This is a genomic window from Agrobacterium sp. NPDC090273, assembly GCF_044772305.1.
GTDB lineage: Bacteria > Pseudomonadota > Alphaproteobacteria > Rhizobiales > Rhizobiaceae > Agrobacterium.
Genome location: NZ_JBIVYN010000002.1, coordinates 281,265 through 297,209, shown reverse-complemented (window position 1 = coordinate 297,209; position 15,945 = coordinate 281,265). Strand labels below are relative to the sequence as shown.

The 15,945-nt window shown below is 56.1% G+C and carries 16 protein-coding genes; 6 read left to right on the top strand and 10 right to left on the bottom strand.

Going from position 1 to position 15,945, the window contains the following annotated elements; translation table 11 throughout:
- Nucleotide 1 precedes the first annotated feature (1 nt).
- From ACIQT8_RS07680 to ACIQT8_RS07665, 4 genes are all read right to left on the bottom strand, one after another.
- The gene (locus ACIQT8_RS07680; RefSeq protein WP_400964627.1) at nt 2-1,762 is read right to left on the bottom strand and encodes a peptidoglycan D,D-transpeptidase FtsI family protein; all 1,761 of its coding nucleotides are present in this window, start codon (nt 1,760-1,762) and stop codon (nt 2-4) included.
- A 192-nt stretch (nt 1,763-1,954) separates the two neighbouring features.
- Nucleotides 1,955-3,244 (bottom strand): TadE/TadG family type IV pilus assembly protein, encoded by a 1,290-nt coding sequence (locus ACIQT8_RS07675; protein WP_400964626.1) that lies wholly within the window; start codon nt 3,242-3,244, stop codon nt 1,955-1,957.
- 147 nt (nt 3,245-3,391) lie between these two features.
- Entirely contained in the window at nt 3,392-3,685 is a 294-nt protein-coding gene (locus ACIQT8_RS07670; protein WP_400964625.1) for a hypothetical protein, read from the bottom strand.
- A gap of 593 nt (nt 3,686-4,278) precedes the next feature.
- Nucleotides 4,279-5,451: a M20 aminoacylase family protein gene (locus ACIQT8_RS07665; protein ID WP_400964624.1), complete on the bottom strand. Its 1,173-nt coding sequence runs from the start codon at nt 5,449-5,451 to the stop codon at nt 4,279-4,281.
- A gap of 181 nt (nt 5,452-5,632) precedes the next feature.
- Between ACIQT8_RS07665 and ACIQT8_RS07660 the strand changes: the two genes are divergently transcribed.
- Entirely contained in the window at nt 5,633-6,718 is a 1,086-nt protein-coding gene (locus ACIQT8_RS07660) for a D-alanyl-D-alanine carboxypeptidase family protein (RefSeq protein ID WP_178340653.1), read from the top strand.
- A gap of 193 nt (nt 6,719-6,911) precedes the next feature.
- Entirely contained in the window at nt 6,912-8,039 is a 1,128-nt protein-coding gene (locus ACIQT8_RS07655) for a CobW family GTP-binding protein (RefSeq protein WP_400964623.1), read from the top strand.
- Nucleotides 8,040-8,057: 18 nt separating this feature from the next.
- Here ACIQT8_RS07655 and ACIQT8_RS07650 read toward each other — a convergent pair whose 3' ends face one another.
- The 5 genes from ACIQT8_RS07650 to ACIQT8_RS07630 form a co-directional block, all read right to left on the bottom strand.
- Nucleotides 8,058-8,291 (bottom strand): sulfurtransferase TusA family protein, encoded by a 234-nt coding sequence (locus tag ACIQT8_RS07650; RefSeq protein WP_400964622.1) that lies wholly within the window; start codon nt 8,289-8,291, stop codon nt 8,058-8,060.
- Nucleotides 8,288-9,583: a L,D-transpeptidase family protein gene (locus ACIQT8_RS07645; RefSeq protein WP_400964621.1), complete on the bottom strand. Its 1,296-nt coding sequence runs from the start codon at nt 9,581-9,583 to the stop codon at nt 8,288-8,290. Before ACIQT8_RS07645 ends, ACIQT8_RS07650 begins: the two co-directional genes overlap by 4 nt.
- A 202-nt stretch (nt 9,584-9,785) precedes the next feature.
- Nucleotides 9,786-10,739 (bottom strand): acetyl-CoA carboxylase carboxyltransferase subunit alpha, encoded by a 954-nt coding sequence (locus tag ACIQT8_RS07640; protein ID WP_138792111.1) that lies wholly within the window; start codon nt 10,737-10,739, stop codon nt 9,786-9,788.
- 62 nt (nt 10,740-10,801) lie between these two features.
- Nucleotides 10,802-11,776: a site-specific tyrosine recombinase XerD gene (gene xerD, locus ACIQT8_RS07635; RefSeq protein WP_400964620.1), complete on the bottom strand. Its 975-nt coding sequence runs from the start codon at nt 11,774-11,776 to the stop codon at nt 10,802-10,804.
- Nucleotides 11,773-11,946: a histidine kinase gene (locus ACIQT8_RS07630; RefSeq protein ID WP_138792112.1), complete on the bottom strand. Its 174-nt coding sequence runs from the start codon at nt 11,944-11,946 to the stop codon at nt 11,773-11,775. Before ACIQT8_RS07630 ends, xerD begins: the two co-directional genes overlap by 4 nt.
- 134 nt (nt 11,947-12,080) lie before the next feature.
- On the opposite strand from ACIQT8_RS07630, the gene ACIQT8_RS07625 reads away from it, so the two are divergent.
- Entirely contained in the window at nt 12,081-12,671 is a 591-nt protein-coding gene (locus ACIQT8_RS07625) for a shikimate kinase (protein ID WP_400964619.1), read from the top strand.
- A complete protein-coding gene (aroB, locus tag ACIQT8_RS07620) occupies nt 12,668-13,801 on the top strand; it encodes a 3-dehydroquinate synthase (RefSeq protein WP_400964618.1) in 1,134 nt (377 codons plus the stop codon). Before ACIQT8_RS07625 ends, aroB begins: the two co-directional genes overlap by 4 nt.
- Before the next feature lie 2 nt (nt 13,802-13,803).
- On the opposite strand, the gene ACIQT8_RS07615 is transcribed toward aroB, so the two are convergent.
- Nucleotides 13,804-14,085 (bottom strand): BolA family transcriptional regulator, encoded by a 282-nt coding sequence (locus tag ACIQT8_RS07615; RefSeq protein ID WP_138792115.1) that lies wholly within the window; start codon nt 14,083-14,085, stop codon nt 13,804-13,806.
- Nucleotides 14,086-14,198: 113 nt separating this feature from the next.
- Between ACIQT8_RS07615 and ACIQT8_RS07610 the strand changes: the two genes are divergently transcribed.
- The gene (locus tag ACIQT8_RS07610) at nt 14,199-14,834 is read left to right on the top strand and encodes a J domain-containing protein (RefSeq protein WP_138792116.1); all 636 of its coding nucleotides are present in this window, start codon (nt 14,199-14,201) and stop codon (nt 14,832-14,834) included.
- Nucleotides 14,835-14,900: 66 nt separating this feature from the next.
- Nucleotides 14,901-15,890, top strand: a complete 990-nt coding sequence (gene cobS / locus ACIQT8_RS07605) for a cobaltochelatase subunit CobS (protein WP_138792117.1) — start codon at nt 14,901-14,903, stop codon at nt 15,888-15,890.
- Nucleotides 15,891-15,945: the final 55 nt, after the last annotated feature.

Genomic DNA, 15,945 nt, shown 5'->3' with positions numbered 1-15,945 from the left:
CCTAGTAGTCGACGAGCAGCTGCGGCTGATCGTCAAGTCCGAAACTGGGTTTCACTCCCAGCAGGCCCGCCGTACGGGTTATGATTTCTTTTGTCATCGGTGCGGCCGTGGATGCCGCCGTTCGGCCACCATTTACACCAGTCTTGGGCGCATCGATAATCGTCAGCACGACATATTTCGGTTTCTCCATTGGAAACCCTGCTACGAAGGCGTTGAAGTTGATGTCCTTGGCGTAACGCCCGTTGATAACCTTATCGGCCGTACCGGTTTTTCCGCCGACGTGGAATCCTTCTACCTGCGCTGCGCGGCCAGACCCTTTCACGCCATTCCAATTATAGAGGAAGCGCATATCGGCGCTGGTTTTCTCCTTGATGACAGCGCGCGATATGAGTGCAGCATCGTCTCTGGAGCGTGGCAGGAATGTCGGATTGATGAGATTGCCGCCGTTGATGAGGGCAGCCGCCGCGACTGCGGTTTGTAGCGGCGTTGTCGCAACACCATGGCCGAAGGAAATCGTAACTGAATTGATCTTTTTCCACGTGCGCGGCTGGGTCGGGGTCGCCACACCCGGCATTTCGGTCTCCATTCTGGAGAGAAGTCCGAGCCGGGTTAAAAACTCCTGATGCCCTTCGATCCCGACTTTATCGGCAACGGCTGCGGTTCCGATGTTGGATGAATACTGAAAAACCTCTGGGATCGAGAGTGGCCTGTTCCTCCCCTTGAAATCCCGAATGGTGAAGCCGCCCATGTGGATGGGGCGCGAGGCGTCGACGACAGAGTTCAGGGTGATATGTCCGGCGTCGAGCCCCATGGCCAGCGTAAAGCTCTTGAAGGTAGACCCCATCTCGAAGGTTGCGTTGCTCATCCGGTTGAACCAGCCCTTTTCGTACTCTTTGTCGACGCTTCCGTCGGCAAGGGTTCGTGAAGGCTCGTTCGGATCGTAGTCTGGAACCGATGCCATGGCGATGACCTCGCCCGTCTCGACATCAAGGATGACAGCGCCGGCCGCTTCCGCCTCATATTCCTTCATCGAACGGGCCACCACTTCACGCAGGATATGCTGGGCGCGGATGTCGATCGAAAGCTGGACGGGTTCCAGGCGGGTATCATTCGTTAGGCCAGCGGCTCGAAGGTCAGCATAGCCTTGCTGGTCAATATATCGTTCCATCCCTGCAAGGCCGAGATTGTCGATATTGACGTGGCCAACAATATGCGATGCGGTTGTTCCGCCGGGATAGAAGCGGCGTTTTTCAGGCCGAAAGCCGATACCTGGAATGCCAAGGGAAAGAATATCGGACTGCTGTCGTGGTGTAAGTTGCCGCCGAAGCCACTGAAAACCGGTTCCGGATTGAAGTTTCCGGTGCGTATCGCGCCAATCCAGATTGGGAAGGACGGTTGCAAGTTTCTCGACAACTTCATCCGCGTCGACAATTCTGCGGGGCTCGGCATAGAGCGACACAGTGTTGATATCGGTTGCCAGGAGTTCGCCGTTTCGATCCAGAATATCCGGACGAGAGGCGACAGAGTTGGCGTTGAAATTGATGGAGCCCATGATCGCGGGCTCGGTCATACCGTATTGGACAAGCCGCGCGCCAACAACGATGTACATGACGGCAAAGCCGGCGATCATGATCGCCAGTCTCTGCCTGGCGTTTCGTTTGCGGCGCTCTGCCGTTCCCACGAAGGTCCTGGTTCGCAGGTTGCTTTTGCCCTGCATACGGAAATGAGCGCTGCTGCGAAGCTTTACGATAAAAGCAAGCATTCCGAACCAAGCCCACGCATTGCGAGTGAATCATATCCCACACGCCATTCATGCCGCCGAAATGAAATCTGCAATTGTATGGGAATAAAGCCAACACGACGGACGACAGAAGACTGCAGGTCCTTCAATTGGCATTAATATACATTTAAAACTCTATGGACCGGCTTAACGTTTTGTTGGTCCAGACTGTCATCAGCCCGTCAAACGGGGAGAGGTGATGACACGTCGAAACAGCGCGGACATCGCCTCACTGATGCCCTCGGTCGGGCTGACTTCAAAAAACAGGCCCGGCGAAGCGCAGTCCTGCATTCGTGTGCTGATTTCGCTCTGAAAAGGCTTGATCCAGGAATTGTACCAGGAGTTCGTCGGCAGGGGCAGATACGTGGTGTAAAGCACGGCAATCCGGAAGCCCTTTTCCTTCAGTTTGGTACAGAGTTTTATATCGATCGGCTCCTGACAGCGGCCGCCCGTAGTCTTCTTTGTGCAGGTCGATGGCTTGTAGCTGTCGCCGACGCCGTCAGAAACGAAAAACACAACCTTGTCAGGGCTCGCTGAACTTGAGCCGTTTCCAGGTTTGCCAATCTTGTCGGAAATTTGGGTCAGAGCGCGGTCGAAGTCGGTCTGCTGGTCGTTATTGTATCCCTGATATGGGATGGACATCAGATCAATCTCGCCTGCCTTCTTCTTTGCCGAGGTCAGGTCTGAGGTCAGCGGAACGACTTCGAGCAATTTCGTATCCTCTGCCTTTTCACCGAAGGTGTAGACGGACATGCGGTACTGGTTGCTGTTCTTCCGCGTTGACATCGCGGTATCCATCAGGCTGGCGGTCGCTTTTGCCACGACATTGATGCGCGTTGTGACGCCAAGCGATTTTGCCTTGTAGTAATAGCTGTTTTTATCGGCCACGCCGTCTTTGACAATGTGGCAAGCGAATGCGCATTTGTCGCTGGTATTGGCAACGAGTTTTGAGACATCGGCGGGTGTCGCCCCGACACCCATGGAAGGTGTGTTGTCGAGAAGAAGATAAAAGTCACTGAACGTCTCGGTCTCATATCTGGCCGAAGCATAACCGCCGACTGTCAAAATGTCTTTGCCGAGAACCTTCGAGAGTGTCGTATTGATCGTCGCCTTGAAGCTCAGCGTCGATTCGACGACGTTGCCTTTTTTTGTCACGGAAATATCGACGGCATTTATCTTGTACGCCATCGACTGAGCGGCATTGGCATCGAAGAACGCGCGCGCTTCCGTCTCTCCCACACTGATTGCACCGTCGGACTGCATGCTTTTTGCCGCCTGGACGCTCGCCGATAGGTCGGCTACAGCCGCGAGCACCGCCGAATCGGCTGCCCGCTGGATTTCCTCCTTCACAGACATTGCGTCCGCAACGTCGAGAGCAACGCCGGCCGCCCCAAAAAGCGGCACGATCAATAATGCAGAAAGAATTCCGAAGTTGCCGGATTTGTCGCGCCAGAAATTTCGCACACGTGCCCCCAAATCTTTACCCGGCTTGGAAATTACGGGTGAAGATTTGATTTTTTGTTTTCTGGCATAATTAATTTTGGATAAAACCAGTCAGGCACGACAGAGCTCAAAAGTCGCCGTCGTCTGCGCCATCCCGAAGCGGCTCGCCTAACGGCCAAGTGGATAGCGATCGATCCGTTCCTGAAGCGCGATGACGACGGCGTCGAGAAATTCTCGGCGCCTTGGGCTGATCGTCGAGGCCAGCGTTAGCTTCAGTCGGTCGCGGATATTGTTCATGAAACCGACGTGGTCGAAACTGTCAGCGGCAACATTGACCGCGACCTCATCCATGTAATGCGACAGGTGTGAGTCCAATGCGAGGTTGGCGTCCATCTGGTATCTGCCGGCCATCTGCTCTGCAAGCGTACCCATCTGTACGTAGGGGCCACATTGGTTGCTCATCTAATCTCCTTCATTCGCATTGGAATCGTAAAACAGGTCTGCAGGGGAACAGTCACACGCAGGTGAATGTTGGGCCGCCTGGAGGATAATCCAATGCCAATATGCGTGTTTTCACGGGTTTGTGAATGGGGGCTCCAAATGGGTGAGATCAGGTAGGTTTGTTGATAATTTCTTGGTTTTACATCGTATTTTGCAGGAAAATGGCGTCCACGAGAGGATTCGAACCTCCGACCCCAGGATTCATACCACTTCGACTTTCGCCGCCGCCCCGTCGTTCATAGACGGTGTCGTTCGTGGTCTGGACTGTCCCTTCACCATGGGCCGAGGCCTTTAGGTGCTGCCCATCCAGTCTCTACACCTTCAACGGATTTCTCCGAAGCTTGGCTCGGGATTGGCATGTTGCAAGTGCAACGAAGCGTTCCCCGACTTTGAGCAGATCGATTGCGTCGTTTCCAAACGCAACCCCCAATTTAACTTAGGAATCCTGTGCTCTATCCTGCTGAGCTACGTGGACACTTGAATGCTCTTTAACCCGGCTCCATCGGCGGATCAACCGCGTTCTTTGCCGCGGTTGATCTGTTCCTCGCCTTTCTTCAGGCGGCTTCATCCGCAAGACGCTGTTCGGCGAGTTTCACCCAGTAGGAAACCCCGTAGGCGATGGCTTCGTCGTTGAAGTCGTAGCTTGGATTGTGAAGGCCAGCCGAATCGCCATTGCCGATAAAGATGAAGGCGCCCGGACGTTCTTTCAGCATGAAGGAAAAGTCCTCGCCTGCCATCGACGGGTCGACATCGGGATCGACGCTCTTTTCCCCGGCCACGTCGCGGGCGACACGGATCGCGTGTTCGGTTTCGGCGGCGTGGTTGAACGTTACAGGGCAATATCGCTCGTAGACGACCTCTGCTTCGGCGCCATTGGCAAGTGCGATGCCTTCTGCCATCTGCTTGATCCTATCCTGCGCTAGGTCACGCACGGTTTCATCCAGGCTTCGGACGGTGCCGGCAATCAGCGCTTCGTTCGGAATGATATTGTGGCTGGAACCGGCCTGAAAACGGGTGACGGAGACAACGACCGAGCGGATCGGATCGGCATTGCGCGAGGCGATCATCTGCAGGTTGCCAACGATCTGCGCACCGATGGTGATCGGATCGATCGTGCGGTGCGGCTGGGCGGCATGACCGCCTTTACCCTTCACCGTGATCGAGAATTTGTCGGGTGCGGCCATGATGCCACCCTTGCGGATGGCAAAAGTGCCGAGCGGAATCCCCGGCATGTTGTGCATGCCATAAACCTCGTTGATGCTGAAGCGCTCCATCAAACCGTCTTCCACCATGGCAAGCGCACCGGCGCCACCTTCTTCGGCGGGTTGGAAAATCACAGCGATAGAGCCTGAAAAATTACGCGTTTCGGCGAGATATTTCGAGGCGCCGAGCAGCATGGCTGTGTGACCGTCGTGGCCGCAGGCGTGCATGGCTCCATCGGTCTTGGAAGCCCATGGCTTGCCGGTCTCTTCAACGATTGGAAGCGCGTCCATATCCGCTCTGAAGCCGATGGTACGTTTGCCGGGTGCCTTGCCGTGAATGATGCCGACGACGCCGGTGCGACCAAGGCCGGTCACGATTTCGTCAACGCCGAAGGCCTTCAGCTTTTCGGCAACGAAGTTCGCGGTGTTTTCGACGTCATAGAGGATTTCGGGATTTTCATGCAGATAGTGCCGCCATTGGCTAACTTCGGGTTGAAGTTCGGCGGCTCTGTTCAAAATCGGCATTCGCTCATTCCTGTTTTATCGGTACGACTCGTCGCAAAACGTCTTCCTCCACGGTGGATAGTGCGCCGCATAATTGACGTAATCAATGTACTTTGCCATTGCTAGGACATATATGGTGAATATTGCCAGTTCCCGACCGACCATGGGAATTCGAGGACACGCCTTGCCACAGAACAGCAGAATGCCAAACGCCGCCTGGCGGCTTTCAAAGATCGTCGCCGTCCTGACGGCCGGACTTGTTGCCACGGCGCCAATGGCGAACGCCAATCCAAAGATCGTGGTTGACGTCAAGACCGGCAAGGTCATCTCCCATCAGGAGGCGTTTCGCAAATGGTATCCGGCATCGCTGACGAAGCTGATGACCGCATATATCGCGTTCTCGGCCATGAAGTCGGGTCGGATCAGTCCTCAGACGGAAGTTGTCTTCAGCAAAAAGGCAGCCGATCAGCCTGCGTCGAAAATGTATTTCAAGCCTGGCCAGAAGCTCACGCTCGACAGCGCGCTGAAGCTGCTGCTGATCAAATCTGCGAATGATGTCGCCGTTGCGATTGCTGAAACGATCGGTGGCACGAACGACAATTTCGTGGCGCAGATGAATGCGCAGGCGGCGCGCCTCGGCATGAGTTCGACCCATTATGTCAATGCCAACGGTCTGCCCGGCAAGGGGCAATATACGACGGCACGCGACCTTGCGCTTCTGGCGCTCATCATCAAGCGCGAATTCCCTGAATATGCCGGCTACTTCTCGCTTGAAGGCGTCACAACCGGCAAGAAGAACTATGCCAACTACAACATGCTTGTCGGCCGTTTCGAAGGTGCCGACGGCATGAAGACCGGCTTCATCTGTGCCTCCGGCTTCAATCAGGTTTCTTCGGCGACCCGCAATGGCCGTTCAGTGATTACCGTGGTGCTGGGTGCCGATAGTCTCGGTGGACGTACAGATCAATCCGCAGATCTGTTGCAGTTGGGATTGACCTCACCATCCGGGCAGGGCGTTTCGCTGGCGTCGCTTTCTCCCTACGGCGATACCGATATCGTGAATGATGTGAGCGCCGAAATCTGCAATCCCAAGGCCGCCAAAATCCGCAGTGAAAGCCGCGATGAGGCTGGACGCATGAAAATCCATTCTCCTTATGTCAGGGAAATGACGCGTCCGCCGGAATATTCCTTCGCAGGCCTTATTCCTGGCAGCGAAACCGTTGCAGTCAACGCCACAAAGGGCGAGGTGGCCAATGTTCCGATCCCGATACCGCGTCCGACATTCTGATTTTCCGTCGCTGTCGGTGACCGTCAGGGCGTGACACGATCTGGGGATTTCCCGTTCGCATCGCGGCCGTGTTATGATATTACGATGTCGCTCGTTGCTTCCTGCGACGGGCGATATTTTGTTTCCCACGCGGTTCCAGCCATACGATGAGTGTTCTCGTTATTGGAACAGCCCCAAAATTGACAGGCACGACATGTCTCGCGATCGCATCCCGGTTTCCATCATCACTGGATTTCTCGGTGCTGGAAAATCGACGCTGCTCAACCGTCTGCTGAAAGATCCCGCAATGAGCGATGCGGCGATCATCATCAATGAGTTCGGCGACGTCAGCATCGACCACATGCTGGTAGAAAGCTCTGGCGATGGCATCATTGAGCTTGCCGAAGGTTGTCTTTGCTGCACTGTACGTGGTGAGTTGGTGGACACGCTGGCGGAATTGATGGACGGCATGCAGACCGGCAGGTTGAAACGCGTCAACCGCGTGGTGATCGAAACCACCGGACTTGCCGATCCTGCGCCTGTCATGCAGTCTGTCATGGGCAATCCGGTCATTGCCCACGGCTTCTCGTTGAACGGCGTCGTTACCGTCGTGGACGCCGTCAACGGCTTGTCGACGCTCGACAATCATGTCGAAGCGGTAAAGCAGGTCGCGGTTGCCGATCGGCTTGTGCTGACGAAGCGGACGCTTGCCGATGATGCAAGCCTTTCCAGGCTGATGACACGCCTTCAATCTCTTAACCCGCGTGCTGTGATCGAGGACGGCGACCGAAACGAATGGAGCGCTGCGGAGCTGCTCGACAACGGTCTCTACAACACTGAAGGCAAAACAGCCGACGTTAGCCGCTGGCTGGGTGAGGAAGATGGTCACGCACATCATCATGACCATCATCACGGGCATGGCGATCACGACCATCACCACCACCACCATGACGTCAATCGTCACGACGATCGGATCCGTTCTTTCTCAATCGTGCACGACGCGCCCATTGACCCGATGGCGATCGACATGTTTGTCGATCTTCTGCGATCGGCGCATGGCGAAAAGCTGTTGCGTATGAAAGCGATCGTTAAGGTCTCTGACAATCCGCAGCGGCCTCTGGTGCTGCACGGCGTGCAGAATATCTTCCACGCACCAGAACGTCTTGCCGCATGGCCTGATCCGAAAGATCAGCGCACGCGCATGGTTCTGATTACCAGGGATTTGCCAGAGGCATTTGTGCAGGATCTCTTCGCCGCTTTTACAGGGGCGCCACGCATTGATCGCCCAGACCGACAGGCCATAACCGACAATCCTCTGGCGATTTCCGGTCTACGGTTTTAACCGGCAGCAAGGTCGCCGTCAGCCTTTAACGATCCTGAACCGATGCCCCGTGTCAGTCGCGACAGTTTCCAGCAATGTGTGACCATCTTCGTTACACATATGCGGAATATCGATGACTGCCAGTGGGTCTGTCGTCTCGACAGTGAGCGTATCTCCAGCTTTGAGGGCTGTGAGTTTTTTACGGCTCCTCAAAACCGGAAGGGGGCATTTAAGCCCCCTCAAGTCGAACAGGATCTCGGTCGTCCGGGTCATTCCGTCGCCCAGAACTTCCAGAACGGCTTCTTTTCCGGCGCTTCAGGCTGAGGTGCTGCGGAATAGGCCAAGGGGTTCATGGCGGGAACAGGAACGCTCTGTGCCGCTCCGCCTGGAGCGCCAGACGACGGTGCTGCTGCAGACGCGACCATCGTCGGTGCAGCCGGTGCCGGGTTAGATTGCGGCGCTGTTGGCTGTGCTGCAGTGGGGCGGGGCCCACGCAATGAAGAGGCGGTCGCCGTCGTCGCTGGCGACGTCGTGGTCACTTGCTGCGCTTTCTTTTCCATCAGCGCTGCGTATTCGGTTTCCTTCATCAGCTTGCCAGCCTTCAGGGCGGAACCGGTCGGGGCGTAAGCCGGCTCGCGACCTTTGCGCTTTTCAGCGACGAGTGCTTTGCGTTCTGCTTCGCTCGGGTCGTACCAGGCCATGCCATCGAACTTCTTCATCGCCTTGTCGTAGGCGAGGTCGTAGGTCTTTTCGTAGCTCGACAGTGCACTGGCCAATGCCGGTGGTGTGCTCATTGCAGGGCACTGCGCAGAGGCGTTTACGGCGCCGCCTTCCACCTGCTGGTTGAAGACATATTTCTTTTCGCAAACATTCACCTCAGGTGGACGTTTGGTGACTTCGAAATTGTCGTAGCCGACCTTCAGCATTTTCCAGAAATCAAGGTGCTCGCTCTGGCGATGGCGAGCCATGTTTTCCGCCGTCATACGGAAGGGGAAGGCCTGCAACTGTACGGTTTTCTGGCCACCCTTGAAGGCGTCTCTGGCAAAGCCGTAGATTTCAAGAATCTGCGCGTCCGTCATCGAATAGCAGCCGGAAGACGAGCAGGCGCCGTGAATCATCAGGTTCGTGCCGTTGCGGCCATTGGCCTGATCGTAGCGGTTCGGGAACCCGGTATTGATGGCGAGGTAATATTTCGAGTTAGGATTGAGATGCGCAGGCGTAAGGTTGTAGAAACCCTCGGGCGCCTGGCGGTCGCCTTCCTTGACCTTGGGGCCAAGTTTTCCGGACCAGGCACAGATCTGATATTCGGCAATCTTGTCGAAACGATTGTCTCGCTTGGCCTTCCAGATTTCCAGAACGCCTTCTTCCTTGAAGATACGGATCGCAATCGGCGACGTCCGCTCCATGTTCTTCTTGTCCATCTCAGCCAGAATGGATGGCGCGAGTGGATAGTCGACCTTGTTCTTGACGTGAGATACGTCGCGCTCGACTGTTTCCAACGTGTCGTTGCAGCCGGTAAGAACGAGCGCCGTGCAGGCAAGCAGTGCAAAATGTGTCAAACGCATGAGTCGATCCGAAAGACGATGTCGCGGCGCAGTTCTACACCTGCGCGCCTGCAATTTAAATACGATATTAACCGTTTACATCTTCTTAACTGAATCGGAATCCGCCCCTGAGCTACCGACCCATCACTTTGATGTGACGTGACTGTGGCCGAGTTGGGGCGGACCGTCTGGAAAATAAGGCGCAGAGATCTGGGGCTGCGACTTAGAGGCTTCTGCCGATATCCAGGAATTTCTGGCGGCGTTCGGCGCGCAACTGCGTACCGGACTGCTGCGAGAGGTCTTCCAGCGCCTTGCCGATAACGTCACCGGTCGCCTTGATAACCTTTGATGGATCGCGATGGGCGCCGCCCATCGGCTCTGGAATGATGCCGTCGATAACGCCAAGCGACTTCAGATCGTCGGATGTGATCTTCATGTTGGTCGCGGCTTCCTTGGCACGGGTCGAATCGCGCCAGAGAATGGAGGCGGCACCTTCCGGGGAAATAACCGAGTAGATCGCGTGCTCGAGCATATAAACGCGATTGCCGGTCGCAATTGCGATTGCGCCACCCGAGCCACCTTCACCGATGACGACAGAGACGATCGGAACCTTGACGTTCAGGCACATTTCCGTCGAGCGGGCGATGGCTTCCGCCTGGCCGCGCTCTTCTGCGCCAACGCCTGGATAAGCGCCAGCGGTGTCGATCAGGGTGACGACCGGTAGCGAGAAGCGGTCAGCCAGTTCCAGCACGCGGATTGCCTTGCGATATCCTTCCGGGCGTGGGCTGCCGAAGTTGTGCTTGAGACGCGACTTGGTGTCGTTACCCTTTTCCTGGCCGATAATGGCAACCGGCTGCCCGTTAAAGCGGGCAAGGCCAGCCTGGATGGCGGCGTCTTCAGAAAATTTACGGTCGCCGGCGAGCGGCGTGAAATCGGTGAACAGCGCATTGGCATAGTCGATGAAGTGCGGACGCTGCGGATGGCGCGCGACCTGCGTTTTCTGCCAGGCATTCAGTTTCGAATAGATGTCCTGCATCGCGTCGTTGACGCGCGTTTCAAGACGTCCGATCTCCTCCGAGGTGTCTATGCTCTCGTCTTCGGCGGCAAGCTTCTTCAGCTCGATGATCTTGCCCTCAAGGTCGGAGATAGGTTTTTCGAAGTCGAGGTAGTTGTGCATGAGATCCGTTTCCGATCGTTTTGCGCAAGGTTTGACCGGGTTATCCGGCGGTTCCGGTCGCTCTAATCAAGGTTTTTAGCCTGTTTGGCAAGAGGGTGATGCGTTTGTACCAGTTCTTGCAGGCGTTCTTCCAGCACATGTGTATAGATTTGTGTCGTTGAAATGTCTGAATGGCCGAGCAGTTCCTGCACGGCACGAAGGTCTGCGCCATTTTGCAGCAGATGACTGGCAAAGGCATGACGCATGACGTGGGGTGATATTGCAGAAGGGCTCAGTCCGGCACGGATTGCGATATCTTTCAGGTCTCGGGCAAAAACCTGTCGCGTCAGGTGACCTTCCTTCCCGTTCGAGGGAAAAAGCCATGGACTGTCTTCGGTGGCCTTGGCTTTTTCGGGAGAAAGCACCTTGCGGGCGTCGTCATATGCGGTCATTGCCGTGATGGCCGTGCGCGACAATAACACCATACGGTCCTTGTTGCCTTTGCCACGGATCATCAGGAAACGGCCTTCGTGGCGCAACACCTTGGACGGTAGCGAAACAAGTTCGCTGACACGCATGCCGGTGGCGTAGAGAAGTTCCAGCAACAGATGCATTCTGATCCGGCCAAGCTGACCGGGGCCTTGGCCTTGCGCTTCGTCCGCTGCCAGCGCCAACAATCGCGTCACATCCGCTACGCTCATTGTCTTGGGCAGGGCGCGGCCTTTCTTGGGCGCGTCGAGAATGCCGGTTGGATCGTCCCCGCGTAATCCTTCAGCATAGAGAAAGCGGTAGAATTGGCGCATCGATGACAGGCGCCGTGCCTGCGAGGTCGATGCAAAACCCTGCGCGGAAAGATGCGCCAGATAGGCGGAAAGATCGTTGCTCTCGGCCTCTGTCAGAGATTGGCCCTGTCCGGCCAGAAATTCGCGAAGATCGGAGAGGTCGTGCTCGTACGAGGAGAGCGTGTTTGTGGCTGCACCGCGCTCGGCGCTCATCATTTCCAGAAAACTCTCAAGCCGGGCGCCATCCCGGCCGCTCGTCCCACGCACATTGGTCATGGTGCGCGCCTTGCGGGTTCAGTCGTGGATGGGTTTAGCCGCTCTGAAGGAATGCGCACGGTGACCTCACGTTCGCGCGGCTGTACGAACATTACGAGGAGCACCATGCTGCCATAGATCAGCCCTGCAATGGTCGCCAGTACGATCGTGAAGCGGAAGAGGGTCGGCATAGTGGCTCCATTCGGCGGTATTGTGCACGGCATGGCCGTGGGTATCCAAGTGATTCAACGCAATTCAGTCAGCAATTTGGCTTGACGCTTCGTAAACATTTGCAGATATCCATGCCAAACGGGCTTTCAAATTTATGAATGAAACGAATTTAACAGTCCCATCCACACTTGGGGAACAGGCGCGGGCGAAGCTCGGACGGCGCAATATTGTCTTTGTCGGGCTTATGGGAGCGGGAAAATCCGCCATCGGCCGGTTGGTGGCACAGCAACTCAAGCTTTCCTTCATCGATACGGATGTCGAAATCGAGCGCGTGTCGCGGATGACGATTTCTGAGCTTTTTGCTACCTACGGAGAAGATGAGTTCCGGGCGCTTGAGACCCGTGTCATCAAACGGTTGATGCGCGGCGGGCCAAAGGTCATTTCGACAGGTGGCGGCGCTTTTATCAACGAGAATACCCGCCGTCATATCAAGCGGGGCAGTGTTTCGTTGTGGCTGAAGGCGGATATAGAGGTTTTGTGGGAGCGCGTGAACAAGCGTGATCATCGACCGCTTCTCAAAACCGAAAACCCGAAAGCGACACTCGCGGCTTTGATGGAGAAGCGTTATCCGATTTATGCGGAAGCCGACATGACCATCGAATCGCGGGACGTGCGCAAGGAAATCATTGTGAATGAAGTGCTGGCCGCGATTGCCGGCATTGAACAGAAAGATGAGATGCCATGACGTCCGCCGAAAACCAGAGTGAAGAACGTCTCGTCCATGTGCCGCTCGGTGAACGCGCCTACGACATTCTGATCGGGCCGGGGCTGATCGGCAGGGCAGGCGGGGAGATTTCTGCCCGTTTAAAGGGAAAGCGCGCCGCAATCATCACCGATGAGCATGTGGCACCGCTTTATCTCGAAAATCTGATGGATGGGCTTCAGACGGATGGTATCGAGGCCGTCTCTCTGACGTTGCCCGCCGGCGAGAAGACAAAGAGCTTCGAGCATCTCATGACGGTTTGCGACGCTGTTCTGGCAGCGCGTGTTGAACGCAACGATGCGGTGATCGCACTCGGCGGCGGCGTTATCGGTGATCTCGCCGGATTTGCGGCTGGCATCGTGCGCCGCGGTGTGCGGTTTGTTCAGATCCCGACCTCGCTTCTGGCACAGGTCGATTCATCGGTCGGCGGGAAGACGGGCATCAACACGCGGCATGGCAAGAACCTTGTTGGTGTCTTCCATCAGCCTGATCTGGTTCTGGCAGATACGGCCGTTCTCGATACGCTGAGCCCGCGTGAATTTCGCGCCGGTTATGCTGAGGTCGTGAAGTACGGCCTGATCGACAAGCCTGAATTTTTCTTCTGGCTGGAAAAAAACTGGGACGAGATCAAAAGCGGCGGTCCGGCCCGGATTCAGGCGATTGCGACGAGCTGCCAGGCAAAGGCCGATGTCGTTGTTGCCGACGAGAAGGAAAACGGGGTTCGTGCGCTGCTCAATCTCGGTCATACTTTCGGCCATGCGCTGGAGGCCGCGACAGATTACGACAGCAAACGACTTGTGCATGGTGAAGGTGTTGCGATCGGCATGGTGCTGGCCCACCAGTTCTCGTCACGCCTCAACCTTGCAAGCCCGGATGATGCGGCGCGCGTGGAATCGCATCTGAAGGCTGTCGGCCTGCCGACGACGATGAAGGATATTCCAGGCAAATTGCCGCCTGTTGAAACATTGATGGCGGCGATTGCCCAGGACAAGAAGGTAAAGGGTGGCAAGCTCACCTTCATCCTTACTCACGGCATCGGCCAATCTTTCGTGGCCGATGATGTTGCGGCGTCCGAGGTGCAGTCCTTCCTGTCGGAAAAGCATCCCGGCTGAGCTTAGAAACGGGTGGGTTCGCCCGGCGCTGCGGCCTCTATCGCAAGCGCATGAAGGCCGGCATCGAGCTCCGGCTTCAAAAGTGCGTTGATCGCCCTGTGGCGGTCGACGCGTGACTTGCCGAGAAAGCCTTCCGCCACTATCTGTACACGCATATGCGTTTCGCCCGTGCCGGTAATATCCGGCTGGTGGCCGGCATGCATATGGCTTTCATCTATCACCCGAAGCCGCTCCGGCGAAAAGCTCTCTTTGAGCTTGGTTTCTATGCGTTCGCGCAGGGACATGCTGGCTGCTCCAATCCTGTTGGCTTTCTAAAAAGGGGCTACCTAGAAGCCAGCAACATTCCAATTTGTCAATTCTTGTTGTGCGTGCTTTCGCGCACCATAATCAGGACATCATGAAACTGGATTCGAAATATTTTGACCGCATCCGCACGCGTCGGAAAAGGGAAAAGGAGCCTGAGGTTCAGGCGCCAACCTGCCAGTGGGATGGATGCGACAAGCCGGGCGTTCACCGGGCACCTGTCGGCCGCAATGCCGAGGGGCAATTCTTCCTGTTCTGTTTCGAGCATGTGAAGGACTATAACAAGGGCTACAACTACTTCTCCGGCCTGTCCGATGGCGAGATTGCCCGATACCAGAAAGAAGCTGTGACCGGTCACCGCCCGACATGGACGGTTGGCGTCAACAAGACAGCGCGCGACAGTCCGCTGCATTCTACCCTACGGTCCGGCGCAGCAGGTGCCAACGCCCGTATCCGCGATCCTTTCGGCTTCACCAATGGTTTTGCGCAAGGGGGAAGGGCGGGTAGCCAACGTATTCAGCAAGCCCGCAAGCTCAAGACGCTGGAAGCCAAAGCCTTCGATACGCTCGATCTTTCTGCAGGTGCAACACAGGAAGAGATAAAAAGGCGCTACAAGGAGCTTGTCAAAAAGCACCATCCAGATGCTAATGGTGGCGATCGTGGTTCGGAAGAACGTTTTCGGGCTGTTGTTCAAGCATATCAATTGTTAAAGCAGTCAGGTTTCTGCTAAGCCTTTTTCGTGTTTACCGCCTGATTATGATGTGGCCGGGTGGCTGCCGCCCGCCTTGGAGACGTGATGAGCAAAATCGACCTTGATATTTCTAACCTGCCCGACACAACCGTGTCCGTGCGGGAGGTTTTCGGCATTGATACGGATCTGCGGGTTCCTGCCTATTCGCAGGGCGACGCCTATGTTCCCGACCTCGATCCAGACTATCTTTTCGACCGCGATACAACGCTTGCTATTCTTGCCGGTTTTGCTCACAACCGACGTGTCATGGTGTCCGGCTTCCACGGAACCGGTAAATCTACCCATATCGAACAGGTCGCAGCGCGCCTCAACTGGCCTTGCGTTCGCGTCAACCTCGACAGCCATGTCAGCCGTATCGATCTCGTCGGCAAGGACGCCATCGTCCTGAAAGACGGCAAGCAGGTCACCGAGTTCAAGGATGGCATTCTGCCATGGGCGTACCAGCACAATGTCGCGCTGGTCTTCGATGAATACGATGCCGGCCGCCCGGACGTGATGTTCGTTATTCAGCGCGTACTCGAATCCTCCGGTCGTCTGACGCTGCTTGACCAGAGCCGTGTTATCCGTCCTCATCCAGCCTTCCGCCTGTTTGCGACCGCAAACACCGTCGGCCTCGGCGATACCACCGGCCTCTACCACGGCACGCAGCAGATCAACCAGGCGCAGATGGACCGTTGGTCTATCGTGACGACACTCAACTACCTGCCGCATGAGCAGGAAGTGAACATCATTGCTGCCAAGGTGAAGAGCTTCAACAACCCGAAGGGGCGTGAAACCGTTTCCAAAATGGTGCGGGTGGCTGATCTGACCCGTTCGGCCTTCATCAACGGCGACCTTTCGACTGTCATGAGCCCTCGTACGGTCATCACCTGGGCAGAAAACGCGGAAATCTTCGGCGATATCGCCTTCGCTTTCCGTGTGACCTTCCTCAACAAGTGCGACGAACTCGAGCGCACGCTGGTTGCGGAACAGTATCAGCGCGCATTCGGCGTTGAACTGAAGGAAAGCGCTGCGAACATCGTTTTGAGCGCCTGATTTTTCCGGTTTTCCGGGAAACATCACCGATGACGTGAAGGCGCCGAAGGGCCGC